This is a genomic window from bacterium (genome assembly GCA_036504735.1).
Classification (GTDB): Bacteria; Electryoneota; RPQS01; order RPQS01; family RPQS01; genus DASXUQ01.
The window spans coordinates 73,045-97,001 of sequence record DASXUQ010000018.1 but is presented as its reverse complement, the minus strand read 5'-3'; the positions used below and the strand labels follow the sequence as shown (position 1 = coordinate 97,001).

Below are 23,957 nucleotides of genomic sequence, written 5' to 3'. Positions count from 1 at the left end.
TTGCACACTTTGAATCCCTTTGCACAGATCGTCATAAACATGATTTCCCGATCTACAATCCATCTCGGGTCGCGTGTGTTGCTAAGGCCTTGCAAAGGAAACAGTAGGATTAGAGCAGCAACCGGTTTCTGATAACTTCTAAACGCCTTAGATTTCGGCATATGGATTGCGTAGTACAATCTACGCCATAAGTTTAAGTTCGCACCTTCAATCAGGGAGCCGTCATGAAAGCTTTGCGTATCAGTCTTGCTGTCGCCTTGCTGTTTGCTCTCTTGGGATCCTACGTCTCGAGCACCCTGTCCAAGCCCGCACCGTCTCATCCGAACCGTGGCCCCATTGCCGCTCCTGCCGGAGCCTTCTCCGCAACCGAACCCCATTCCGGGTCCTCTGCCACCGATAGCCGCGGTCCCTCGGCCAGCCCGCACCCCGACCGCAGCCCCATCAATCGCTGCTTGACCGCCCGCGCCGGAGATGCCCCACCGGTCAATCCGCCGCCTCAGGGTGGAGTAGACAATACGCCCCAGTTGGTCCGCGAGGGTGATGTATTGCGCGTTGTTCCCAACCGCCGTACACCACCGCCGCAGAACCATCCGCGCAACGGAAACTCCGCTCTGGATCAGGGCAGCGATGCCTGCCCGGCAACCGTGATTTCCGCGCTGCCCTTCCGTGATGAAGGCTCGCTGCGCGGCAAGCACAATGATTATGATATTAGCTGTGCCGCTTATTCCGGTCAGCCCGATGTCATTTATCAGTTCACGCCGACCCGCACGGCACTGCATGCCTTCGACTGCGATCCCGCCGATTATTACATAGCCTTCAGCCTCCGTACGGGCGGAGCCTGCCCCGGCGCCACGGAAATTGCCTGCGCTTCGGGGTCTTACCTCCATCTCGCACAGACGCTTACCGCCGGAAACGTGTACTACGTTATCGTAGATGGCGATACGACCGATGGCCATGGAAACTATTCCCTGTCCGTGAATGTTGCCACGGAATGCAACCCCGACGCCGACCTGACCGCACCGGGATCAATCTCCGGCAACACCTGCTTCGCCCACGATGACTGTCCGCTGGCAGCGGGTGACGATCAGATGGTGCGCGTGACCATTTCCCATGACGGCCGCTACACCTTCGGACTTTGTGACAGCCAGCCGTGGGACGCGCGTCTGTATCTCAGTTCAAGCTGCTGCGCCACCGACTCCATTCTTGCCACCAGCGACTACGGCTGTCCCTACGATCCCTACTATTACTTCAGCCGCCCGTTCATCGCCTCGCGCTTTCTCCGCGCCGGGGTCTATTACGTGGACATCGAAGGCTACTATGAAGGGGAATGTGGCGCATGGACGCTGACCGTCGAAGAACAACCCGTCTGCACCACTCGTCCGCCTAACGACAATTGCGAGAATGCCGGCCCTCCGCAGTCCTTGCCGGCCACCTTTACCGGAAACACCAGTTGCGCCAGCCGTGATTGTGATTCTCTGACCTACGGTGACGGTGAGACGTGGCACGCCTTCACGGTAGAAACGGCCTCTGACGTCATCATCAATATCTGCGGCAGCCCCGACTACTGGCTGTCCATGTACAGTTTGCTGGCTCAGGGCTGCCCCTGCGAAGGCCACCCCATGATTCGTTCCACAGAGAGTGCTTACGGCCTGTGCGAGCAGGGGCCGAGCGGTGGACTGATTTTCCGCAATCTGCAGCCCGGAACGTACTACTATCCGGTTCTGCGCGACAGCATCTATGGCACCGAAGGCGCTTATACCCTGCATGTCACCGCAGCGCCCACCTGCCGCATCGAAAGCCAGCCGGGCGACGTCATCGAGTGCTTCGACAGTCCCGAACTGTCCCGCAGCGGAGTGGATTGTGACCATGGCTGCGCCACCCCTTCTGCCTTCCAGCAGATTAATCTTGGTCAAACGGTGTATGGGCGCAGTTTCACGTGGCGCGATGCTCAATATAATTACCGGCGGGGCGACGAGGACAACTTTGAGTTCACGCTGAGCGACACGGGCACCGTGACCGTAACCATGCAAGCCGAGTTCCCCTTTTATGTGGGAATTTATGATCGCAGTTGCAGCTATCAGGCCTGTTATGCTTCGGACTATACTCTGCTGCCGTGCTCCACACTGACATTGACCACTCACGCGTTGCGGCCGAACACCTACGTTCTGCGGATTGAGCCTTCCTACTACCTTGCGCCGCTGGATACCATGCACTACCGGGCTACGATCACGGAAACGCCGTGCGCTTGGCCGGTGGTCATCACTCAGCAGCCGGGAGATCGCCCCGAGGGCGAACCCATCTGTCAGGATGATTATCACGACATCTATAACGGCGGCTGTGACGGAAATCCGCCGAACTTCGAGGAAATCGCCTGTGGCGATACCATCTACGGCACGTCCGGAGTGTTCCGTCTTGGCACATACACCTATCGGGACATTGACTGGTACCGCTTTACCACGACCGAGCCTTGTATCCTCAGCATGTCGGCCATCGCGGAATTCAATCCCTATCTGATTCTCTCCAATTATTGCCCGGGTTGTGACGGCGGTTTAGTGGAGACATGGGGATATGCGGGAGACCTGGTCAGCGGCTCCACACAATGCATGGATCCGGGCACTTACATCTTTGCCATCCTACCCGAGGATTGGTCGAACCTGCCCTGCGGCACGGCCTACCGGACGTGGATCACATGTCGTCCGTGCGCCCCTTGTACGGATCTGAACACGGTGGGCGATCTGCTCGAAAGCGAACCGCCCTGTTCCACGTGGAATTCCCCGGCGGATCATTTTAACGGCGGTTGCAACTCCGTTCCGCCCGCCTTCGGTCCCGAACTGCGCTGCGGGCAGAGTATTTCCTGCCAGAGCGGAACCTATTACAGCAATAACGGCCCGATGCGCGATACCGACTGGATGCCGTTTACGCTCACCTATCCCGAAACGCCACGCTTCTGCGTAAAGGCCCATTTCCCCGTCATGAGCGCGATTATTGGCCCCGGCCCCGGTGGCCACAACGGCTGTGATCAGGTCCTGATGTATAGTGACATCGGCACGGGCAACGCCTGTGATACCGTCTGCGTGTCGGCCAATGCCGAGCTGCCCGCAGGCACCTACTGGCTGTATGTCTCTCCTACAGCCTATCGCGGGATCGTCTGCGGTCAGGAGTACCGCGCCTGGGTGACGTGCGATCCCTGCATCCCCCGTCAGGTGACCAATTTGACCGCAACCCGCTCGGGAGATGACGTCATCCTGCGCTGGAGCGCCGACCGGGACTTTGCCGGAACCTATACCGTCTACCATTCCAGCACCTATGCCCAGTGGCCCAGCGGCAACTGGGAGGTTCTGGCGCAGAATGTCGCCCCCACGGCGGCCACCCGGGATCGCTACATCCACACCGGAGCCGCGCAAACTCTGGACAGTCAATACTATGCGGTGGTCCGCATCTGCCCCTAAGCCGTTGGCGCTTGCATTGTGCAGGCGGATATGTTAGATTAGCAGCAGAGTTGGCGACGGACGATCCCGGCAACGTCTGCGGCACGCAAGACCTTACCGAGGGAGCCGGCTTTTGGGCCGGCTCCTTTTTTGTAACTGGGCAGGAGATCCCGCGAATGACCCGTGGCAAGAATTATCTTTCAAGCGTGATGATAGCGGCATGCTGCCTGCTGGTGGCGTCCGCGTTGGCCGCAGAGCAGACACTGACCATTAGCCTGAAAGACCGGCCAGATCAGCAAAAGGGCAGCGTCGTTTACATGAGCGGCTACCTGCGCACCGTCTCCGGTCAGACGCTGGAGTACAGTTCTTCCCATCCCGATGCCTGCAGCGCCCTGCTGGTGCGCGCGCAAAAAGACCAGAGCGCCGTCTGGGAAACTGACACCCTGACGACTCTCGGCAAGGATGGACTTTATCATCTGATCTGGCTGACAGGCCTGGAACGTGGCGGTCTCGACAAACTGCAACCGCACACCTTTATGCTGCTCATCAACGGCAAACCGTATTTCCGCTTTGTCAATCACAAGGACGACACGGCCGGCAACTGGACCGTCCCCGGCCCGGACAAGTCCCAACTGCGCTTTGAATCTCAGATGTCCGATGTCTACGGTGATCTCTTCGGACTGATGTTTCTGGACCTTCCGCCCAGCGCCGTCGAACGCGGGAAACCGCTGAGGCTTGAAGTCCTTGGAGAGGACGCCGCCAGCGCCGATTGGTATATGACGTTCCAGTACCGCTTGAATTCCCGTCCCAATGTTCGCCTGCTGCCCGTGCGGTTGAAGTCGGACAGCGCCAATCGCCTGCTGCGCGTCAGCGCCGACAATTTGCTCTCGGCGGCAGAACTGGAAATCAGCGCGCCCGGACAGACGGCACTTCGCAAGACTCTGCAGCGCGGCGCTAACTCCGTAGATGTTCCTGTAAGCGATTCTCGCGGCACGGCTCTGCGAATTCTCTATCGGCACAACGGGGTGGAAACCGGCCACGAGGCCCTCTCGCTTCCGCCGCTTACTCCCCGCGACATCTATCTTCTGCCCTATGCCCATACCGACATCGGCTACACCGATCTACAACTCGTCGTGGAACGCAAGCACTGGAAAAACATCGACGACGCGCTGCGTTTCATCCAGAAAACAAAAGATTATCCCGCGGACGCGCGCTTCAAATGGAACATCGAAGTCCTCTGGCCATTGGAATCCTATCTGCTTCAAGCCAGCGATGCACAGAAGCAGGCATTGACGCAAGCCGTCAAGGACGGGACCATCGGACTCAATGCCTTCTACGCCAATGTCCTGACCGGTCTGATGAGCGCCGCAGAACTCCGCCATTCGCTCGACTACTCGCACACGCTGGCAACGCTGTATCAGCATCCCATCAACACCGCCGTGATTTCCGATATTCCCGGTTTCACGTGGGGCACGGTCAATGCTCTGGCGCAGAGCGGAGTGTGTTACTTTGCCAGCGCCACCAATCCCTTTGACCGCATCGGCCACATGCTCGAAGTGTGGGGCGATAAACCCTTCTGGTGGAGATCCCAATCCGGCACCGACAGTGTCCTGATGTGGATGCCCGCCGTCAGCTATGCCCTCTTCCACAAAGGCAGCCTGCCGCAAGTGGGCGGTGATAAGCTCTTTATGCTCCTCCACCAGCTCGATGAGCGCCACTACCCCTACCGCATCGTCCAATTGCCCTACACTCTCGGCGACAATGCGGGTGTGGACACATTGCTGCCGGATTTCGTCAAGAACTGGAATGAGAAATACTCTTCCCCGCATCTGATCATTGCTACCCATCAGCAAATGTTCGAGGCCTTCGAGAAGGACTACGGCAAGCAACTGCCGTCCTTTGCCGGGGATCTCACGCCCTATTGGGAAGACGGTGCGATGAGCACGGCATCAGAAGTGATTATGAACCGACATTCAGCGGATCGTCTGACTCAGGCGAAGAGACGGTACCCCTCTTGTCCCGATAGCATATTCAGTTCGGCATGGCGTGATGTGATTCTCTTTGATGAGCACACATGGGGTGCGGCCAATAGCATAGACCAACCGGATGATTCCGGGGTTGTCGCGCAGTGGAAGCATAAGCAGCAGTTTGCCGTGGAAGGATTCCGGCAATCGCGGAATTTGAATATCCCCGGGTTGCGCGATCCCCTCGTCACGAACGGCCATCCTAAGTCTGCTGCGCAAGTCAATGGCAATGTGCTCTCCAATGAATTCCTCACGGTGGAAGTGGATACGGCGACAGGCGCTATCAGACATCTATTCTCTAAGACTCTCCACCACGATTTTGCCGACAGTGTCAACTGGTTGAATCACCTCCTCTACCTGCCGGGAAGCAATCCGGATTCGGCGCAGCACTTTGTATACAAGAAAATTGGACAGACGGCAAGAAAAGGTTATGTCGTTCGTTGCAGATTAGTCGGTGAAAGCCCTGTCGGGGATGAAGACCGTTGTGAAATCCGCCTGATTTCCAGTGTCAACCGCGTGGACATCACCCACCGCATTACGAAGCGCCCCATCCGCACCAAAGAATCCCTCCACATCGCCTTCCCCTTCAACGTCCCGGACGGACAGATCCGCTACGATGTCGCCAATGCTATCGTGCGCCCTGAATTAGATCAACTCCCCGGCTCCAACAAGAATTTCTTCTCGGTCAATAGTTGGATAGACGTCTCCAACCACGACTACGGTATCACGCTGGCCACGCCCGATATTCCCCTCGCTGAATTCGGAGAAATCACTGCCGAACAGCCTTGGCGCGAGCACGTCGCTCCCGGCACCGCGGTCTACTCCTATGTGCTGAACAACTACTGGCATACCAACTTCAAAGCCGATCAGGAAGGTATTGTTGAGTTCCGCTATTCCCTTCAGCCGCATGGCCCTTTCGATTCCACGACTGCCGCCGCCTTCGGTCAGCAGCAGCGTGAACCTCTGATTACCTTCCCGGCCACTGCTGCTGAAGCCGTGCATTGACCCGCATCTGCGGTAAACGGCACCCCCTAAACCGCTGAACTCTTCGATATCCGCAACTTAAGCCGTCCCCTGTAGGCCCGTAGATAGGCTATATGCGGTCTGTAAATCCATAATCTCAGCCTTGCGAATCAGTCCGGATATGTTACATTAGGGGGGTCAGGAAATCCCCGATAGAGAGTCATGCAGAACCCTACACTCCATAAGCTGCAGGAACGCGTCAAGGAGCTGTCTGCTCTGCATCGCACCGCGCGCGTCCTTCAGGAAGAAACTCGCCCCAGCGCGGATGTAGTGCGGGAAATTGTCGGTCTGCTCCCCGCAGCATGGCAATATCCGGAGATTACCGTCGCCCGCATCCGCTTTCAGGAGATCTCCGAAGCCACGCCGGATTTTCGTGAGACTCCGTGGATGCAAACCGCGCGCTTCACCGCCAAAACCGCGGATGAAGGCCTGATTGAAGTCGCGTATCTGGAAGAGCGTCCGCCCGAAACGGAAGGACCGTTCCTGGCTGAAGAGCGCGAGCTGATTGAGTCGCTGGCCGACATGCTCAGTTCCTACTTCCGCCGTCTGCTGGCAGACCGCGCCATCCAGGCCGCGCAGGACAACCTCGAACAGCTTGTCGCTGCGCGTACCGAAGAACTGCGGACGACCAACGCCAAACTGGCGCGGGAGGTCAATGAGCACCGCGCAGCGCGGCTGCAGATCGAAGACTATCAGAACCGCCTGCGCCAGCTCACCACCGAACTTACTTTAGCCGAAGCCCGCGAGCGCCGCGAAATTGCCGTGGACCTGCATGACCACATCATTCAGGAATTCGCCTTTATCAAGCTGCGGATAGTGCAGTTTCGCGGTGACGCCGTCTTCTGCGGCTTCGAGCGCAACCTCGAAGAGATCATCGGATTGCTCGAAGGAGCGATCCATCACACGCGGCAGCTCACCTTCGAAATCAGCACACCGATTCTCTATGAGCTGGGCCTGTCCGCCGCCCTTGAATGGCTTGCCGAGCAATATGAAACGCGCCACAAGCTGAAGATCAAAGTTAAGGTGCAGGATGAGCCCCGCCAGCTTGCCGAAGCCATTCGCGTCATGCTCTTCAAGTGCGTGCAGGAACTGCTGACCAACGTAGTGAAGTATGCTCACACTTCGCAGGCCACCATCACCATGAAATGTGAATTCAAACAGCTCTGGATCGAAGTCGCCGACAACGGCAAGGGCTTCGATTTTGCCAAGGTGGAAAACACCGGCGATCCCCATCGCGGCTTCGGGCTGTTCAGCATTCGGGAACGGCTGAAATCTTTCGGCGGCGATCTTGTGGTGCATTCGGCCATCGGCAATGGAACAACCGCGCGGATTTCCGTCCGCCTCGAAGGATAGATATGCCCGACGTCAAACTGCTGCTCGCCGATGACCATAAGCTGTTCCGCCTCGGGCTGCGTCAGCTTTTGTCCCGCCAGCCTCTGGTACAGGTCGTGGGGGAGGCCGCCACAGGCTTCGAAGCGGCCACGCTGGCTCGTGACCTCAAGCCGGACATCGTGCTGATGGACATTTCCATGCCGGAACTCAACGGCATCGAAGCCACGCGCCGCATCGTGGATGAAGATCCCGCCGTACGCGTGATTATCCTTTCCATGCACTCCGACCGCCGCTACATTCAAGAGGCCCTGCGCGCCGGAGCCAAGGGTTATCTGCTCAAGGATGCCGCGCCGGAAGAAGTTATGCGCGCCATCCAGAAGGTCATGCGCAATCAGTTCTATCTCTCGGTGCTGATCAACGAACAGGTCATCGCCGATTTCATCCGTCTGACCGAATCCGACCAGCCGACGCCTTTCCGTCTGCTGAGTGCCCGCGAACGTGAAGTTCTGCAACTGCTGGCTGAGGGTAAATCCACCCGTGAGATCGCCGACAAGCTCAACGTCAGCGTCAAGACTGTGGAAACCCACCGCCAGCACATCATGGACAAACTGAACATGCACACCGTTGCCGAACTCACCAAATACGCCATCCGTGAAGGCCTGACACCGCTGGAATAGGCCGGTTTCATCCGGCCACATGACCAACGACCCCCCCTTGATCCCCCCTTATTCTAAGGGGGGAGGCCCGAGCCCCCTTGATCCCCCGTAAACGGGGGAAAGCCCGACTGCCCTTCCCCCTTTGAAAAAGGGGGAATCAGAAGGGGGTGCTTCGCTTTTTTCTAACCTTCACTGCTTTGATAATCCCTCAAGGCACGTTATTCTTATATATTTCATTTAGGAGGAAACCATGTTTGACACTGGGAACACTGCGTTTATGGTGATGGCGAGCAGCCTCGTGCTGCTGATGACGCCGGGCCTCGCGTTCTTCTACGGTGGACTGGTAGGCCGCAAAAATGTGTTGACGATCATGATGCAAAGTTTCGTCTCGATGGGCGTGACGGCGGTCATCTGGTGGGCATATGGCTACTCGCTCTGCTTCAGTGGCGGCGAGGGCAGCATTATCGGCAATCTGGACAAGTGCTTTCTGCAAGGCGTCACACTGAACTCCCTTTCTCCTTACGGCGAAGGACGGATTCCCGAGTTTGCCTTCATCGCCTTTCAGATGATGACCGCCATCATTACCCCGGCCCTCATCACCGGAGCCTTTTCCAATCGCATGCGCTTCGGAGCCTATCTGACTTTTCTCGTCGCTTGGCTGACGTTCGTCTATTTCCCGTTCGCCCACATGGTATGGGGCAATGGCCTGCTCGCCAAAATGGGCGTGCTGGATTTTGGCGGCGGTATTGTCGTCCACAACATCGCCGGCATGGCTGCTCTGGCGGCGGTCTTCTTTATCGGCAAGCGGAAGTTCACCAATGAAGTTCCTCACAGCCTGCCGCTGATGGCCATCGGTATGGGCCTGCTCTGGTTCGGCTGGTTCGGCTTCAATGCCGGCGGTGAACTTGCAGCCGACGGCGTGACCTTCCTTATCTTCCTCAACACCCAGCTCTCCGGTGCCTTTGCCGCCGTAGCGTGGATGCTGATGGCCTGGATCTTCGAAAAGAAACCCAAGTTTCTCGGCTTCCTGACCGGCGGTCTCGCCGGATTGGTCGTCATTACTCCCTGCTGCGGCTACGTCACTCCCACCAGTGCCGTCATCGTTGGCCTGCTTGCCGGCGTTGTCTGCTACGGAGCGGTAAATCTGAAGAACCGTATGAAGTGGGATGATGCGCTCGATGTCTGGGGCGTCCACGGCGTCGGCGGCTTCCTCGGCATTCTGCTGCTCGGTGTGCTGGCCGACAAAGCCGTCAACCCTGCCGGAGCCGATGGCCTGTTGAAGGGCAACCCCGCCTTCCTCGGCACGCAAGCCTTGGCCATTGTGATCTCGTCGGTCTGCGCCTTCGGTATCTCCTGGTTCATTCTGCGCGGCATCCAAACCGTCACCCGCGTCCGCACCACGGCGGAGGAAGAAGCCACCCTCGACGCCTCGATCCACGGCGAGTTTGCTTATGAACCGGAGGAAACCGAATTCAAGCCCAAGCGCCGCATCGAAGCCGCGTAAACTGTGCGAGGCGAGCGCGTACGGGAAGGTTAAGGTCTTCCGCAACCCTCCCGCTGAACATGAACCACTATGCTGGGATCGAAGCGGGCAGGTTGCGCCTGTGCGATCTCTTAGGTGTGGCCTCCGTTGGCTTAACCTGTCCCTACGATGTATTCACAACATGCAGGCCGTCCGCAAGGGCGGCCTGTTCTATTGCGGCGACCGACGGCAGTCCGCTCGTGACTTAATGCATATCGGCGGCACATCGGTGAAACGAGTTACGCCATCAGACAAAGAAATACGGCCCCGCGCACAGTTGCGCGGGGCCGCTTCCGATCAATCATCGTCTTCGAGGAGCATGGCTCATGGAACCATTGCTCTTGCTGCGGATCAGCACAAAACAAAGGAAGAGGATTTCCCGCAAGCATTGAGGGCTAACCGTGTGGATCGGCAAGTAGACGGTTACGGCGACGATGCCGTCCACTTCCGGGCTGGAATCGCATGTCTCAGTGACATACGACACCCCTTTGATCAGCATCCAAATGATGAGCAACATGATAACTGGGCGGTGCATTTTTGTGTCCTCAGAAAAGGGTAATGAAATGTTCTGTCTTGCTTTCAATTACTAAGTACCCTATAAATTGAGCAGTGTTTCGGATTTGTACCAAGTCTGTAATAGTATGTGATGGCTATGTTTGCTGGTGATGGACGGCAATTAGGTGGACTCATTCAAGGGGGGCGACCTGTACTGCCAAGCTCGTAAATGAGAAAATGGGTCGTTCACGGCCCATTTTCAGAATACAGTGCTCCATAATTCAGCGGCGATTTCGGATTTGTGCCGCCCTTCAGCCTTTTCCCCACCCAAAATCGGGCATTCCCTGATACCACCAATGTTAGGATCTCGTTATCTTCTTCACAATCCATGATCCCCATTCTGTGCAGGAGACCTCATGTTCGATACTGGAAATACTGCGTTTATGCTGGTGGCTTCAAGCCTCGTCATGCTCATGACGCCGGGCTTGGCCTTTTTCTATGGCGGCTTGGTGGGACGCAAGAATGTGCTGACCATCATGATCCAGAGTTTTGTTTCGATGGGTGTCACCACCATCATCTGGTGGGCTTATGGCTATTCTCTCTGTTTCTCCGGCGGTGAAGGTGGCATCATCGGCAACCTCGACAAGGTCTTCTTGAATGGCGTAACCCTGACCACGATGTGCCCCTTCGGCAGTGGCAACATTCCCGAATTTGTGTTCATGGCCTACCAGATGATGTTCGCCATTATCACACCCGCCCTCATCACCGGCGCGTTTGCCAATCGCGTTCGCTTCGGAGCTTACCTCGCCTTCCTCGTGGCCTGGTTGACCTTCGTGTACTTCCCCTTCGTGCACATGGTGTGGGGCAACGGCCTGCTCGCCAAGCTGGGCGTATTGGACTTTGCCGGCGGCATCGTGGTGCATAACATTGCCGGTATGGCGGCGCTGGCGTCTGTACTTTATGTCGGGCGGCGCAAGTCAGGGGACTCCATTCCGCACAGCATTCCGCTGGTTGCGCTCGGCACCGGACTTCTGTGGTTTGGCTGGTACGGCTTCAATGCGGGCAGCGAGCTGCGCGTAGATGCAGTCACCGGTCTGGCGTTCCTGAACACGGACATTGCCGCTTCCTTTGCCGGCCCAACTTGGCTGCTGCTGGCGTGGATCTTCGAAAAGAAACCCAAGTTCCTTGGTCTGCTGACGGGCGCGGTCGCGGGACTTGCGACCATCACTCCCTGTGCAGGTTATGTGACGCCTACCAGCGCCGTGATCATTGGCATTCTTTCCGGTGTCGTCTGCTACATGGCGGTGAATCTGAAGAACCGGCTGAAATGGGACGATGCCCTCGATGTCTGGGGCGTGCACGGTGTCGGCGGCGCCTTCGGTATTATTCTGTTGGGCATTCTTGCCGACAAGAGTGTGAATGCCGCGGGTGCGGATGGGTTGCTGATGGGCAATTCCGGTTTCTTTACCATGCAGGTCTTTACCGTGGTGGCGTCGTCCATCTACGCCTTCGGCTTCACCTATGTCATGCTCAAGGTCATCAACATCTTTACCCGCGTACGCACCACGGCGGATGAAGAAGAGCGCGGTCTCGATGCATCCCTCCACGGTGAAACCGCCTACGATGAAGCTCAGGTGATGGTAGCCATCCGCGAACGCCAGAGTTCCTTCTAACCCGGGAACCTTCATGAGCAAGCATTCTTCCCTGCTGCTGGTGATCATCGGCGTCGCTCTGCTGGCTCTTCCGCACCTCGCGGGCGCTACCGCCACGACTCACATCTGGGCGCCATCCACCGATGTCCAGAGCTTCAATCTCTGGCACATCACCAGCGACATGTATCTTCCGGTGGAGACCGATCCCAGCGGCCACGCGGTGCCCACCGTGACGAACGTTGGCCTTACCGTCGGCGTACTGCCTTTCCAGAAATTCAATCTGGAACTCGGCATCGATCACAAATCCGGTCTCGGGGCCGCCGACCGCTACCCGGTCTACGTCAATGCCAAGGCGGGCATTCCCGAAGGCGCATTCGGCAAGCTCTTTCCGGCACTGGCCGTTGGGATGTTCGATCACGGCCATAAGAACAAGGTCACCAACTACGACGTCGCCTATGCCAAAGCCGCCAAGACTATCGGCCCTGTGGGCAGAGTCTCCGTCGGCTACTTCTCGGGTAACAAAGACCTGCTGAAGAATGCCAATGGCGAGAAGGACAACAGCGGCCTGCTTCTGGCCTGGGAGCGCACCATGCCCGAGCTGTCCGACAAGCTTTGGCTGTGTGTTGAATATATGGGATCGAACAGCGCCTATGGCACTTTCAACGTGGGCGCGTCTTGGAAGTTTGCCGACAATGTGGCGCTGCTTGCGGGCTATGATATTTACTCCGAGAGCAAGCTGAACCTGCCCAACACCTTTACCTTGCAGGCCGATATTGATCTGAATCTGTGTGGCAAAAAATAGATCTCGACTCCGCCTGAACCGCGATCAAAAGAGCCGACCTTCTGGTTGGCTCTTTTCTTATGGGCCGGAGTTCTTGCTGAAGCGGTGGCTAAGAAAGCCGACAGAGCCTGTCGAATGTGTGGGTTATGGATCGCTTAGAGCCGCCTGAATGTTCATCTAAGCACTTCTAAATATTAAGCATATGGAACTTGTTCGTAAAAGTGGAGTGTTACGTCTGACAACGCAATTGCTATGCTATATAGTGTGATATGGACGGATCAGGAAGGATCGCTTCGGGCGCAAATAGCGCTGTAGGCGGCCTGTCTGATGTGCAGATTTCTCAATGTGTTTATTGTTTGATCTTAGTGATTAAAGAAAGGGAATAGAACTATGGATGGCACTCCCGAATTCGTCTCCCAGCCATCTGGCCGTACCGAGGTAGTAGCTCCTCCTGTTATTAAGAAGGTGTCTTGGGGCGCGATTTTCGTGGGAGCGTTCGTCTCCCTCGCGGTCCTGGCCACACTGGCCCTGCTCGGTCTTGCAGTGGGTCTGGGTGCATTCAATCCCGACCGGTATGTAAATCCCCTCTCCGGCATTACCGCCGGAACAGGCATCTGGTGGTTGATTATCTCTATTATTGCATTCTTCGTGGGTGGCTGGGCGGCCAGCCGTCTGATTACTCCGCTCTACCAGACAGAGAATGTCTTGCATGGTGTGGCCTCCTGGGCAGTAGCGGCCGTGGCCATGATTGTCATGGCTACTTCGGCGGCCGGTCTGATCATGGGTGGCGCACTCGGCGTGGTCAGCAATACCGTGCGCTATAACGGTCCGGGCAGCATGATTTCCAGCACCCTTTTTGGCGCTCCCATGGGGAATAATCAGGGTTGGGGTGCTCCGGTCGGCTCTGGGTATGGCTATGGCGGTTATGGCACAAACTACAACGGGCAAGGAATGGGTGGCCAGACCAGCACGGGTTCCAGCAATTACGGCACCAGCGGCACGAGCAACAACTATGGCGGCGCGTCGGAATCTAACCAGACCGGCAGCACCAGTGGCAGCAGCTATCCGTCGGGCACCAGCAGCACCGATACCGGCAGCTACAGCCGTTCGACCTATGGCACCGGCACAAGCAGTGACATGTCCGGCTCCAGCAGCGAGCGGACCGGAACCACCAGCCAATATGGCACCAGTGGCAGCAGTGACAAGGCTGGCACGTCCAGCAGCACCATGCGCCAGGGCCGCACCAGCAGCCGTAACCGCACCACCACCGGGACCAGCAGCACCTATGGCACCGGCGGCACTGGCACGGATAACACCGGCAACAGCAACATGAGCGGCACTGCCGGTAGCGGCTATGGCTCGAACCGCTATGGCGGCACCAACATGTACGGCGGCAGCGGCATGGGCAATCCGGATTATCAGAACTACCAGAATGCTCAGGCCCGTCAGATTGCTACGCAGGCGGCGCACACGGCGGCTACAGCAGCCGGCTGGACCTTTGTCATGCTGCTCCTGTCCCTTGCGGCATCGGCGCTTGGCGCAGGTCTGAGTGCTCCCAAGAATATTCCTGCGGCGCGCAACATGCCGTAACGGCGCTTCCCGCCAATAGATCATACTCAAAGCCTGCAAGGACAAATCCTTGCAGGCTTTCTTTTGGGCCACGATGGTCCCTATGTCCCTACTTGCTTCTCAAGCCCACTCTTCCTATCTTGCGCACTCCTTCTCCTCAGTTCTTAGAGTAAATAGAGATCCTGATTATGGACATGCGAACGATTTGCGATGACGTCTTCTGGCTGGGTGCCATTGATTGGGAGCGGCAACTGTTTGACGCTCTGGTGCCGCTGCCCGAAGGCACCAGCTACAATGCTTACCTTGTGCGCGGTAACACCAAAACCGCGCTGCTCGATACGGTGGAACCGGATATGGTGGACGTGCTGCTGAACCAACTGCGCGATGTCGAGCGCATCGATTACGTGGTGGTGCATCATGCCGAGCAGGATCATTCCGGTTCACTGCCGGTCATTCTCGAAAAATATCCGGATGCCAAAGTGGTGACATCGGCCAAGTGCCTGCCACTGCTGCGGGATCTTTATCCGGTAGACCCTGCGCGCTGCGTGCTGGTCAAGGATGGAGACACACTGGATCTGGGCGGGCGCACCCTCGAATTCATCTTCACCCCTTGGGTCCACTGGCCGGAGACCATGGTCAGTTACCTGCGCGAAGACGGCGTACTCTTTACCTGTGACTTCTTCGGCTCCCATCTGGCCACGTCGGATCTGTTCGCACACGACAGGCCGCGAGTCTACGATGCTGCCAGGCGCTATTATGCGCAGATCATGATGCCCTTCCGCAGCCATATCACTAAACATCTGGAGCGGCTTGCGCCACTGAAGGCGCGTGTGATCTGTCCCAGCCACGGCCCGGTCTTCGATGATGCCGCGTTCATCATGGATGCCTACCGCGACTGGGTCATCGGCGAACCGAAAAAGCAGGTCGTCATTCCCTATGTGTCCATGCACCACAGCACCAAGCAGATGGTGGACATGCTGGTCGCCGAACTGGCGCAGCGCAACATCCCGGTGCAGCCGTTCGAGATGACGGTCACCGACATTGGCCGCCTGGCCGCCGCGCTGGTGGATGCGTCCACCGTGGTCATGGCCACGCCCACCGTGTTGAACGGCGCCCATCCCAATGTGGCCTATGCCGCGTTCCTGGTCAACCTGCTGAAGCCTAAAACCAAATATCTGTCGGTCATCGGTTCCTTAGGCTGGGGTGGGAAGGTTGTCGAACAGCTTGCCGCCATGCTGCCGAATCTGAATGTCGAAATGCTCTCGCCGGTTCTGGTCAAGGGAGTCCCCGGCCCCGAGGCTCGCACCGCCCTTGCCGCCCTTGCCCAAACTATCGCCGACAAGCACCAGCCGGTGTAGTGCCGGACGGTCCTGCGCAGCCGAGATCTCGCCGCAGGCGATCAATCTGCTGCCACCTGTCCCATTTGTTATGCCCTTGTTAAGTTAGAACTTGACAAGGGCTTTCCATGTGGAGCGCGAACGGTACAACGCTACGGGTCTTCAGATCCTCTAACATGGTAATCCCCTCACACCAGAGGTGGTTCAGCCTTACTCGTCTTGTTTTTGTCCGAAATTTTCGCCATCTTATGAGGCTGCAACGGCCCATGTTACAAAACGGTTAGGACCATGCGACTCGACCGAATTCTTCAAAAACTTCTGCCCCATGATCAGCACTTCTTCGACATGTTCGAAGAGTCGGCGCAGAATATTGCCCTTGCCTCGGAAGCCTTAAGCCGGCTGCTCTCTGCTGCCAATGACGACGAGCGGCGTGCCGTCGTACGCGAGATCCAGGAATACGAGCATCAGGGCGACGCCATCACCCATAAGATTTTCAACGAACTCAGCGGCACCTTCGTTACGCCTTTCGATCCGGAAGACATTCATCTGCTGGCGTCCGTGATGGACGACATTCTCGACAACATCGACGGCAGTGCGCGCCGCTATCTGCTCTACCGGCTGGCCGGCTGCCCGCAGGATATGTTCTTTCTCGTTCAGTCCCTGCAACGCTCGGTGACCGAGGTGCAGCGCGGTCTGCACTTCCTGCGCAAGATGGAAAAGACCACCGAGATGAAAGAGATCATCCGCCGCATCAATGACTACGAAGGCGAGGCCGATGATATTTTTGCGCATGCCGTCGCGGATCTGTTCGACAACTTCGCCAACGACCCTGTGCAGATTATCAAGCTCAAGGAAGTGTACGTTGCGCTCGAAACGGCGACGGACAAATGCGAAGACGCCGCCAATGTGCTCGAGACCATCCTGATTAAACACGCCTGAAACTTCCGCTATGACGATACTTGTTGCCGTGATCATCCTGATCGCGCTCGGTTTCGACTTCCTGAACGGCTTTCACGATTCGGCCAACTCCATCGCGACCATTGTCTCCACGCGCGTTCTGACGCCGCGTAAGGCGGTCATGTGGGCGGCGTTTTTCAATCTGATCGCCGCGTTCATGTTCGATGTCCATGTGGCCAAGACCATCGGCAAGGGTCTGGTGGATCTGGCCGCGGTCAACGAATATGTCATCATGTCCGGGCTGATCGGCGCGATAGTCTGGAACCTGATCACTTGGTTTTATGGCATCCCTTCCAGCTCCTCCCATGCACTGATGGGCGGTTATGCCGGCGCAGCCATCGCCCATCACGGCTTCGGAAGCATCCTCTGGAGCGGCTGGACCAAAACCGTGCTCTTTATCGGCATTGCGCCCCTCATGGGTATGGTGATGGGCTTTATCCTCATGACCGCTGTGACATGGATCTTCCATAAGAAGCGCGAAGGCGACGTCAACGGCATCTTCCGCAAATTGCAGTTGGTGTCCGCTGCTGCTTACAGCCTTGGCCATGGTACCAATGACGCCCAGAAGACGATGGGCATCATTACGGGCTTACTGGTCACCACCGGAATTCTCAAGACGTTCGACGTGCCGTACTGGGTGATCCTCATGTCTCACGCTGCGATTGCCATGGGCACGCTCTTCGGCGGCTGGCGCATCGTCAAGACGGTCGGCCAGAAGATTACCAAGCTGAAGCCTGCGGGCGGCTTTTCCGCCGAAACCGCCGGAGCGATTACCCTGCTGGTCACCGCCTTCAGCGGCATCGCCGTCAGCACCACGCATACCATCAGCGGCGCGATCATGGGTGTTGGCGCCACCCGCCGCGCGTCTGCCGTGCGCTGGGGCGTCGCCGGCAATATCGTCATCGCCTGGATTCTGACCATTCCCGCCTCCGCTATCGTCGGAGCCGTTTGCTACTATGCCGTGGGCTGGATGGAAAAGTAGCGACGGAGCAAGAAACTCGTTCCATTTGAAGGCCCTTGCTGACGTCACCGTTAACAAGGGCTTTTCGCAAAATGAGGCGCTGTAAAGACCCGCACGTGAGCGACTACATAAGAGGGTTCTCCATCACATCACATGCTGGCATAGGTCGTGCAGCATTGCTTTTAATTGAGAGGGCTCCACGGAGATGAAATTGTAAAATTTACAATCTGTTCGTGCGCCGTTTCGAGATTTGCGGCTCGCTCAGACTCTGCAATTCCTGCAATTTTTAATGATTTCTGCACGAAAAGCAAGCTGATCCAAGTCCGTTTGCACTGCAACTTAAGGAGGCGTGAAGGTGAAACTGCATTCACTGTTACTCTTTTTGACGGCATTTGCCGTTGCCGCGAAGGCCGATCCGCGGCTGTGGGATACTCACGGAGCCACCGTGTTCCAGAATGGGCGTGTCGAGTGGTCCGCAAGCGTTGCCCGCGACGCCAACGGCATGACCGTGACCACATGGTCCGACCTGCACACGGGCAGCCGCGAAATCTATGCGCAGCTTATCAATCCGGTGGGCCAGGCGCTGTGGGGCAGTGGCGTACAGCTTACCGATGATCCGCACGAGCAAAGTCAGCCGCAAGTAATCGCGACCAGCGACGGGTGGATTGTAGCCTGGATTGACTATCGCAATGTCCCATCCGGTCATACGCATCGCGAAGAGGGCGGCTACCTCTATGCGCAGAAGCTGGATTACGATGGCAATCCCCTTTGGGTACAGGGGGGAGTGTGTATAGACAGCAGTTTCGATACCCGGGTGAGATGGGGTTTTCTGCACCTCGTCTCTGATGGGAGCGGAGGGGCGATGATCGCTTGGGCCACGGTGGCATCAGGATATTCCACTTATGTAGCTCGCGTGACAGGCTCTGGGGCGCTCGCCTGGCCGTGCATGACGATCACGACTTCCGGCACAAGCCCACTTCTCATGGATGTTGTTAGCGATGGCAACGGTGGAATCGTCATTGTTTGGCAGGCCAATTCGACTTCCGGACTGGCGGCGACACTGGTGAGCGCTGACGGCACCACTCCGTGGGGAGCGTATTCCCGAATCGGATGGTGGAGCAGCTCCGCGGTGTCGCTTGCTTCCGACGGGGAAGGCGGATTCTATGCCGCCTGGCAGGGCTACGTATCTCCGCAATGGGATCACAACATTTACGCGCAACACGTGAACGCGTCCGGACAACCGCTGTGGAATGCGGATGGCACCCTAATCTGCAACGTGACAGGTCCACAGAACAATCCGGTGCTGGCGGCCAGTTATCAAGGTGGAGCGAATGACGGCTGTGTGGTGGTGTGGAACGATGCGCGGAATACCAGCCGCCCAGACGTCTACTACACGCAGAAACTGAGCCCGTCCGGCGTTGCCCTGTGGGACAGCAACGGAATTGTCCTGTGTGACAGTGTGCGGGCCTACCGCAACATGGCGTTGACCAGTGACGGCGCGGGAGGATTCGTGGCCGCATGGGAAGACCTGCGGGGCATAGATTACACCAATCCCACCGGCGGACAGGATATTGGGGCCTTGCATCTGAACGCCAGCGGGCGGCGACTGTGGAATGGCGACGTCGTTCCCGTTTGCACCGGCGCGCGAGATCAGTTGCTTCCGGCGCTCGTGCCGGAGAATGGCGCGTTTCTGGTGCTGTATCAAAACGGAGATCGCATCGCCTACGACGATTCGGCCATCACCGGGTTCTCCCTTCAGAGACTCGATGCCGTCAGTGGCGCACGGCAGTTTTCCGATTCGGGGATGGTAGTGACGAACTACTCGGTTAACACACCGTCCGGTCTCTGCGCGGCGCCGATGTCGGATCACCGCACGGCAATGTTCTGGAATAGCAATGGCAACCACTACCAGATTCTCGACCAGCAAGGCCGCCGCACCCTGAATTCCGACACGGCCATCATCCGGTGTGATGTTGCGCAATTGACTCCGGAAATTACGCACGTATGTGCGGATGGTTCAGGCGGTGTATTCGCGATTTTGGATGGGTATACCAATCGCGAGGATGCTTTCCTGGCGCGGATTGCTCCTGACGGCCATCTTGTGAATAACGGTTATGCTCAGCGGCTTTTGCCGCCGGGCGATGAGCTTGGCATTTACAGTGACGCGGTTTGTCCGGACGGGGAAGGCGGATGCTATGTCACGGTCGAGAGGATCCTCGGCGAGAGCTTACCCAGTGACATCTGGGGTAATCTCTACCTGACTCACTGGGATGCCAATTGTCAACCGCTCTGGCAAACGCCGGTGCTGCTCGACACGATGATTGATATGTTCCAGCCCATTTCGCTGCTTCCTCATCCGCAGGGCGGTGTCGTGATGTGGTCGGCCGGGCGTCTGGCTCGTATCAGCGCCAACGGCACGGTGATCTGGAACGCTGACGTGGGCGATTCCTTAAACCTGTGGGGGCAAGCTCTCATCGCTGCTGGTCAGTCCGGATTCTATCTGGCCGGTACGCGGGGATCGGACATGCACGACGAGGTGGAGACCCTGCGCGTGACGCTGGATGGGCAGGTCCCATGGCCGGCGAGGGTGGTGGCTCTTCAGCCTGCTCAAGATTTCCAGCAGGAGTGCAGTATCGCCGCCGACAATGCGGGCAATCTGATCATCGCATGGGCGGACTACAGTCACGTTCTCCAGAGCCGGCACATCTTTGCGCAGAAATTGTCGCCGGACGGAGCGCGAATGTGGGGAGATAGCGGTCGCGTGGTCGTGTTCGCCACCGAGGGACAGTACTCCAGCCAATGCTATCCGGCGGTTGTCTCCGATGGTTCGGACGGCGCCTTTGTCGCCTGGTCCGACTATTACCACTCAAGTTCCATCTATGCCACTCACCTGAACGCTGACGGATGGTCCGGGCCCGATCCCTATTGGGTGCAGAACCGCGGCGGCTGCCTCTCGGATTCCAACGCCGATGCCGGGAGCGCGCCGCTCATGCTTTCGTCCGGTAGCGGTGAAGCGGTGGTGGTATGGACGCAGGATAACCGGCAGTCCCAAGCCGAAGATCAGGGGCTTTATGCGCAGCGCATTGTCTCCGCAACTTTGGCCGCAAGGAAGGAGAACACTCTCCTGCCGCTGCGGTACACGCTTTATCAGAACTTTCCCAATCCCTTCAATCCGACGACAGAGATTCGCTTCGACTTGCCCAAGGCAGAGCATGTGCGGCTGCGGATTTATAATTCCCTCGGTCAACTTGTGACCACGTTGATAGATGAGCAGCGATCTGCCGGATCCCATGCGGTTATATGGAACGGAGCCAATGCCGCCACCGGCCTCTACTTTTGCCGCCTCGAAGCCGGGAGCCATATGCAGACCAAAAAAATGCTCTTGATGAAATAGCGGTTTTCATTTCAGCCTTTTCTTTCAGTGCCCGAATACAAACAGCTTGAACGCGCGCTGCGAATCTTGCAGCGCATGATGACCTATGGCCGCGTCACCGCGCAGGAACTCCATCTCGATCTGTTCGATGGCAAGGAGTCTGTGCGCACCATTCAGCGGACGCTGCGCTTTATCGAAAACTCGCACATTCCGCTGGTGACCGAGCGCGGCGCGCATGGCGAGTGTTTTTACAGTCTGCCGCGCGCCTTCAAGTCTATTCCCGTGGCGCTGTCCTCCGATGAAGTCCTCGCTGCCATTCTGCTCAGCCAGTTTTCCGACTATTTTCAGGGCACCCAGATCGGCGAGGACATCGTCACAGTTTTCGAGAAGATCGACCAGCTTGTGCCGCCCGGATCGGTGGCTATGGCTACGGCCTTCCGCGATATTTCCGACACCTTTCTTGTCCATGAGCCGGGCCGTGTCAATCTGAAGCCGCGCGGCGGCGTGCTGCGTGATCTGTTCCGTGCCATTCTCGAACGCCGTGTCTGCACCGTCACCTATGGCCGCTCGGGCAAAACCTTTGAGATTCATCCGTACAGTCTGCTCTTTCACTCGGGTTCGCTCTATGCGGTGGTGTATCAACCCAAGCACGAAAGCTGGATTCATCTGGCCTTGCCGCGCATCGAAGAGATTATCCCTTCCGAAGAGTGCTTCGAGCGCGATGCGTCGTTTAATCTGAAAGATCGCGTCCGCAGCAATTTCGGCATCTGGTCCGAGGCTCCCGAACGGGTAAAGATCCGGTTTGAGAAGACCGTCGCCCCGTCCATTGCCGAGCGGATCTGGCATCCCAGCCAGAGTTTTGAATTTCTGGAGGGCGGCGATCTGGTACTCTCCATGACCGTTGGCCTCTCCTCGGAGCTTCTGGCCTGGGTCCTGCGATGGGAAAGATATGCGGAAGTGCTTGACCCACTTGAGTTTCGCCGTAGAGTCCGGGAGGCCCTCGAGAAAACTATTTCGCGCTATATTTAGCTCGTCATGATTTGACGTTCTGCGGTGTAAATTACCTCCTGTAACAATCAAGGAGGTCCAAGATGGCTGCGCAACCGCATTTCTTCCCACATCAGTTTGTTTCAAGTCTGTCCGCATCTCCCGCGCCGGGCACGTCCTTTCCCGACTGGCCGGCCCGGCCTGTCACCCGCCCATCGTCCAATTTCTCCGACGCCCAACGCACTTTCGAAACCCAGTTCATACATCAGGCTCTGCGGGAGCACCGGGGCAACATCAGCCGCACCGCTGATGCCATCGGCATGTCCCGCCGCAATCTGCAGCTCAAAATTCAGAAGCTCGGCATAGACATCGACGCCTTCCGCCCCGCCATCCACGAGCCGATAGAAGATTAAGGCTTTACGCGCATCCGTGCTCTTGGCCTTGTCATCCTGCATTCTTCTTAGGATGCAGGATCTCTCTTTGTTGCATGTTGTGTTCCTACACTTCCGGAGTTCTCATGCTCACCCCTACCGATTTTCTGCTCTTCGCCGCGATTACGCTCGTGGCCGCGTCTGTGCCGGTGCTGCTGGTGCTGCGGCGGCTGCGCGCGGAAGACAACAGCGCGAAGATTCTCGAGCAGCTTGCCGCTATGGAAAAACGGCTGTGCGATGAGAATCTGCGGCTGCGGGAATCCTTCGAGCGCGCGCTGCGGGAATCGGGCGAGGCTCATGGCCGCGTGCAACTTGATGCTACCGAACGGCTGATGGCCCAGATCCGCCTCAGCCTCGATGCCATGCGCGCCGACAATGAGAGTAAGCTCGAGAAGATCCGCGCCACGGTGGATGAAAAGCTGCAAACCACCCTCGAGAACCGTCTGGGCGAATCCTTCAAACTCGTCAGCGAGCGGCTCGAACTGGTGCACAAAGGACTCGGCGAAATGCAATCGTTGGCCAGCGGGGTGGGGGACCTCAAACGGGTGCTCACCAATGTGCGTTCACGCGGGACCTTCGGCGAAGTGCAGCTTGCCGCACTGCTGGAGCAGGTGCTGACGCCTGCGCAGTATGACTGCAACTGTGCCACCATTCCCGGCAGCAGCGAACGCGTGGAGTTTGCTATCCGCCTGCCCGGACGCGATGACGACACGAGCATTGTCCATCTGCCGATTGACGCCAAATTCCCGCAGGAAGACTACCTGCGGCTGCAGGATGCCTATGAAGCCGGCGATCAGGCTGCACTGGATGCCGCCCGCAAGGCGCTGCGCACACGGCTGCTGAATGAGGCGGCCACGATCCGCGCCAAGTATGTTTCTCCGCCGCACACCACCGATTTTGCGTTGCTGTTTCTGCCCACGGAAGGACTCTATGCCGAAGTCCTGCGCATCGGCGGCGTGGCTGAGGCCATGCAGACCGACCAGCATGTGATTCTCGTCGGCCCGACTACCCTCTATGCTGTGCTCAGTAGCCTGCAGATGGGATTCCGCACGCTGGCCATCGAAAAGCGCTCCAGCGAAGTCTGGACGATTCTCGCCGCCGTCAAGACCGAGTTCGGCAAGTTCGGCGAATCTTTGAGCGCCGTCAGCCGCAAGCTGCAGGAAGCATCCAACAAGATCGAAGACAGCGCCAAACGTTCACGAGCCGTCGAGCGCACCTTGCGTCAGGTGGAAGCGCTGCCCGAGCATGAAGCCGTGCGTCTGATTCCACCAACAGAGGCAGGAGGTAACGGCAGCGCTTGATGTCGCTTGGGAACCTCGGGGAAGAGCAGAGAATTCCTTCAGAGTTCGCCTCTCCACAGAGACTTTGATCAGCTAAAGCCGAGTATTATTTTGACAAACACAAGGGTTTACAAAGTTTTCTTTCTCAC

The 23,957-nt window shown here is 57.6% G+C and carries 16 protein-coding genes; 15 read left to right on the top strand and 1 reads right to left on the bottom strand.

The window, feature by feature from the left end; genetic code table 11:
• The first annotated feature begins 224 nt into the window (after positions 1 to 224).
• The 5 genes from VGL38_14455 to VGL38_14435 all read left to right on the top strand — a co-directional run bounded on the left by VGL38_14455 (position 225) and on the right by VGL38_14435 (position 9,967).
• On the top strand, positions 225 to 3,449 hold the full coding sequence (locus VGL38_14455) for a hypothetical protein (GenBank protein ID HEY3296629.1): 3,225 nt from the start codon (positions 225 to 227) through the stop codon (positions 3,447 to 3,449).
• A 155-nt stretch (positions 3,450 to 3,604) separates the two neighbouring features.
• Positions 3,605 to 6,457, top strand: coding sequence for a hypothetical protein (locus tag VGL38_14450; protein HEY3296628.1), 2,853 nt, complete (start codon positions 3,605 to 3,607; stop codon positions 6,455 to 6,457).
• A 180-nt stretch (positions 6,458 to 6,637) separates the two neighbouring features.
• Positions 6,638 to 7,828, top strand: a complete 1,191-nt coding sequence (locus VGL38_14445) for an ATP-binding protein (protein ID HEY3296627.1) — start codon at positions 6,638 to 6,640, stop codon at positions 7,826 to 7,828.
• Positions 7,829 to 7,830: 2 nt separating this feature from the next.
• The gene (locus tag VGL38_14440; protein ID HEY3296626.1) at positions 7,831 to 8,484 is read left to right on the top strand and encodes a response regulator transcription factor; all 654 of its coding nucleotides are present in this window, start codon (positions 7,831 to 7,833) and stop codon (positions 8,482 to 8,484) included.
• A gap of 229 nt (positions 8,485 to 8,713) precedes the next feature.
• Complete coding sequence (locus VGL38_14435; protein HEY3296625.1) at positions 8,714 to 9,967, top strand: ammonium transporter; 1,254 nt, start codon at positions 8,714 to 8,716, stop codon at positions 9,965 to 9,967.
• 319 nt (positions 9,968 to 10,286) lie between these two features.
• Here the strand turns inward: VGL38_14435 and VGL38_14430 are convergent, their stop codons facing one another.
• A complete protein-coding gene (locus tag VGL38_14430; protein HEY3296624.1) occupies positions 10,287 to 10,520 on the bottom strand; it encodes a hypothetical protein in 234 nt (77 codons plus the stop codon).
• A gap of 376 nt (positions 10,521 to 10,896) precedes the next feature.
• On the opposite strand from VGL38_14430, the gene VGL38_14425 reads away from it, so the two are divergent.
• The 10 genes from VGL38_14425 to rmuC all read left to right on the top strand — a co-directional run bounded on the left by VGL38_14425 (position 10,897) and on the right by rmuC (position 23,829).
• On the top strand, positions 10,897 to 12,153 hold the full coding sequence (locus tag VGL38_14425) for an ammonium transporter (GenBank protein ID HEY3296623.1): 1,257 nt from the start codon (positions 10,897 to 10,899) through the stop codon (positions 12,151 to 12,153).
• Positions 12,154 to 12,166: 13 nt separating this feature from the next.
• Positions 12,167 to 12,934, top strand: a complete 768-nt coding sequence (locus VGL38_14420; protein HEY3296622.1) for a hypothetical protein — start codon at positions 12,167 to 12,169, stop codon at positions 12,932 to 12,934.
• Positions 12,935 to 13,303: 369 nt separating this feature from the next.
• Positions 13,304 to 14,503 carry a hypothetical protein gene (locus tag VGL38_14415; GenBank protein HEY3296621.1) on the top strand — a complete coding sequence of 400 codons (1,200 nt, stop codon included), beginning with the start codon at positions 13,304 to 13,306 and terminating at the stop codon, positions 14,501 to 14,503.
• Positions 14,504 to 14,670: 167 nt separating this feature from the next.
• Complete coding sequence (locus VGL38_14410; GenBank protein HEY3296620.1) at positions 14,671 to 15,840, top strand: FprA family A-type flavoprotein; 1,170 nt, start codon at positions 14,671 to 14,673, stop codon at positions 15,838 to 15,840.
• Positions 15,841 to 16,107: 267 nt separating this feature from the next.
• A complete protein-coding gene (locus tag VGL38_14405) occupies positions 16,108 to 16,758 on the top strand; it encodes a DUF47 family protein (protein ID HEY3296619.1) in 651 nt (216 codons plus the stop codon).
• 10 nt (positions 16,759 to 16,768) lie between these two features.
• Positions 16,769 to 17,758: an inorganic phosphate transporter gene (locus VGL38_14400; protein ID HEY3296618.1), complete on the top strand. Its 990-nt coding sequence runs from the start codon at positions 16,769 to 16,771 to the stop codon at positions 17,756 to 17,758.
• 334 nt (positions 17,759 to 18,092) lie between these two features.
• Positions 18,093 to 21,131: a T9SS type A sorting domain-containing protein gene (locus tag VGL38_14395; protein HEY3296617.1), complete on the top strand. Its 3,039-nt coding sequence runs from the start codon at positions 18,093 to 18,095 to the stop codon at positions 21,129 to 21,131.
• A 27-nt stretch (positions 21,132 to 21,158) separates the two neighbouring features.
• Positions 21,159 to 22,139 (top strand): WYL domain-containing protein, encoded by a 981-nt coding sequence (locus VGL38_14390; GenBank protein ID HEY3296616.1) that lies wholly within the window; start codon positions 21,159 to 21,161, stop codon positions 22,137 to 22,139.
• 62 nt (positions 22,140 to 22,201) lie between these two features.
• A complete protein-coding gene (locus tag VGL38_14385; protein HEY3296615.1) occupies positions 22,202 to 22,510 on the top strand; it encodes a helix-turn-helix domain-containing protein in 309 nt (102 codons plus the stop codon).
• Between the two features lie 104 nt (positions 22,511 to 22,614).
• A complete protein-coding gene (rmuC, locus tag VGL38_14380) occupies positions 22,615 to 23,829 on the top strand; it encodes a DNA recombination protein RmuC (GenBank protein HEY3296614.1) in 1,215 nt (404 codons plus the stop codon).
• The last annotated feature ends 128 nt before the right edge of the window (positions 23,830 to 23,957 follow it).

Excerpts from the sequence above, each read along its gene's own strand:
- VGL38_14455 (HEY3296629.1), top strand. The coding sequence starts at position 225 with ATGAAAGCTTTGCGTATCAGTCTTGCTGTCGCCTTGCTGTTTGCTCTC.
- VGL38_14450 (HEY3296628.1), top strand. The coding sequence starts at position 3,605 with ATGACCCGTGGCAAGAATTATCTTTCAAGCGTGATGATAGCGGCATGC.
- VGL38_14445 (HEY3296627.1), top strand. The coding sequence starts at position 6,638 with ATGCAGAACCCTACACTCCATAAGCTGCAGGAACGCGTCAAGGAGCTG.
- VGL38_14440 (HEY3296626.1), top strand. The coding sequence starts at position 7,831 with ATGCCCGACGTCAAACTGCTGCTCGCCGATGACCATAAGCTGTTCCGC.
- VGL38_14435 (HEY3296625.1), top strand. The coding sequence starts at position 8,714 with ATGTTTGACACTGGGAACACTGCGTTTATGGTGATGGCGAGCAGCCTC.
- VGL38_14430 (HEY3296624.1), bottom strand. The coding sequence starts at position 10,520 with ATGCACCGCCCAGTTATCATGTTGCTCATCATTTGGATGCTGATCAAA.
- VGL38_14425 (HEY3296623.1), top strand. The coding sequence starts at position 10,897 with ATGTTCGATACTGGAAATACTGCGTTTATGCTGGTGGCTTCAAGCCTC.
- VGL38_14420 (HEY3296622.1), top strand. The coding sequence starts at position 12,167 with ATGAGCAAGCATTCTTCCCTGCTGCTGGTGATCATCGGCGTCGCTCTG.
- VGL38_14415 (HEY3296621.1), top strand. The coding sequence starts at position 13,304 with ATGGATGGCACTCCCGAATTCGTCTCCCAGCCATCTGGCCGTACCGAG.
- VGL38_14410 (HEY3296620.1), top strand. The coding sequence starts at position 14,671 with ATGGACATGCGAACGATTTGCGATGACGTCTTCTGGCTGGGTGCCATT.
- VGL38_14405 (HEY3296619.1), top strand. The coding sequence starts at position 16,108 with ATGCGACTCGACCGAATTCTTCAAAAACTTCTGCCCCATGATCAGCAC.
- VGL38_14400 (HEY3296618.1), top strand. The coding sequence starts at position 16,769 with ATGACGATACTTGTTGCCGTGATCATCCTGATCGCGCTCGGTTTCGAC.
- VGL38_14385 (HEY3296615.1), top strand. The coding sequence starts at position 22,202 with ATGGCTGCGCAACCGCATTTCTTCCCACATCAGTTTGTTTCAAGTCTG.
- rmuC (HEY3296614.1), top strand. The coding sequence starts at position 22,615 with ATGCTCACCCCTACCGATTTTCTGCTCTTCGCCGCGATTACGCTCGTG.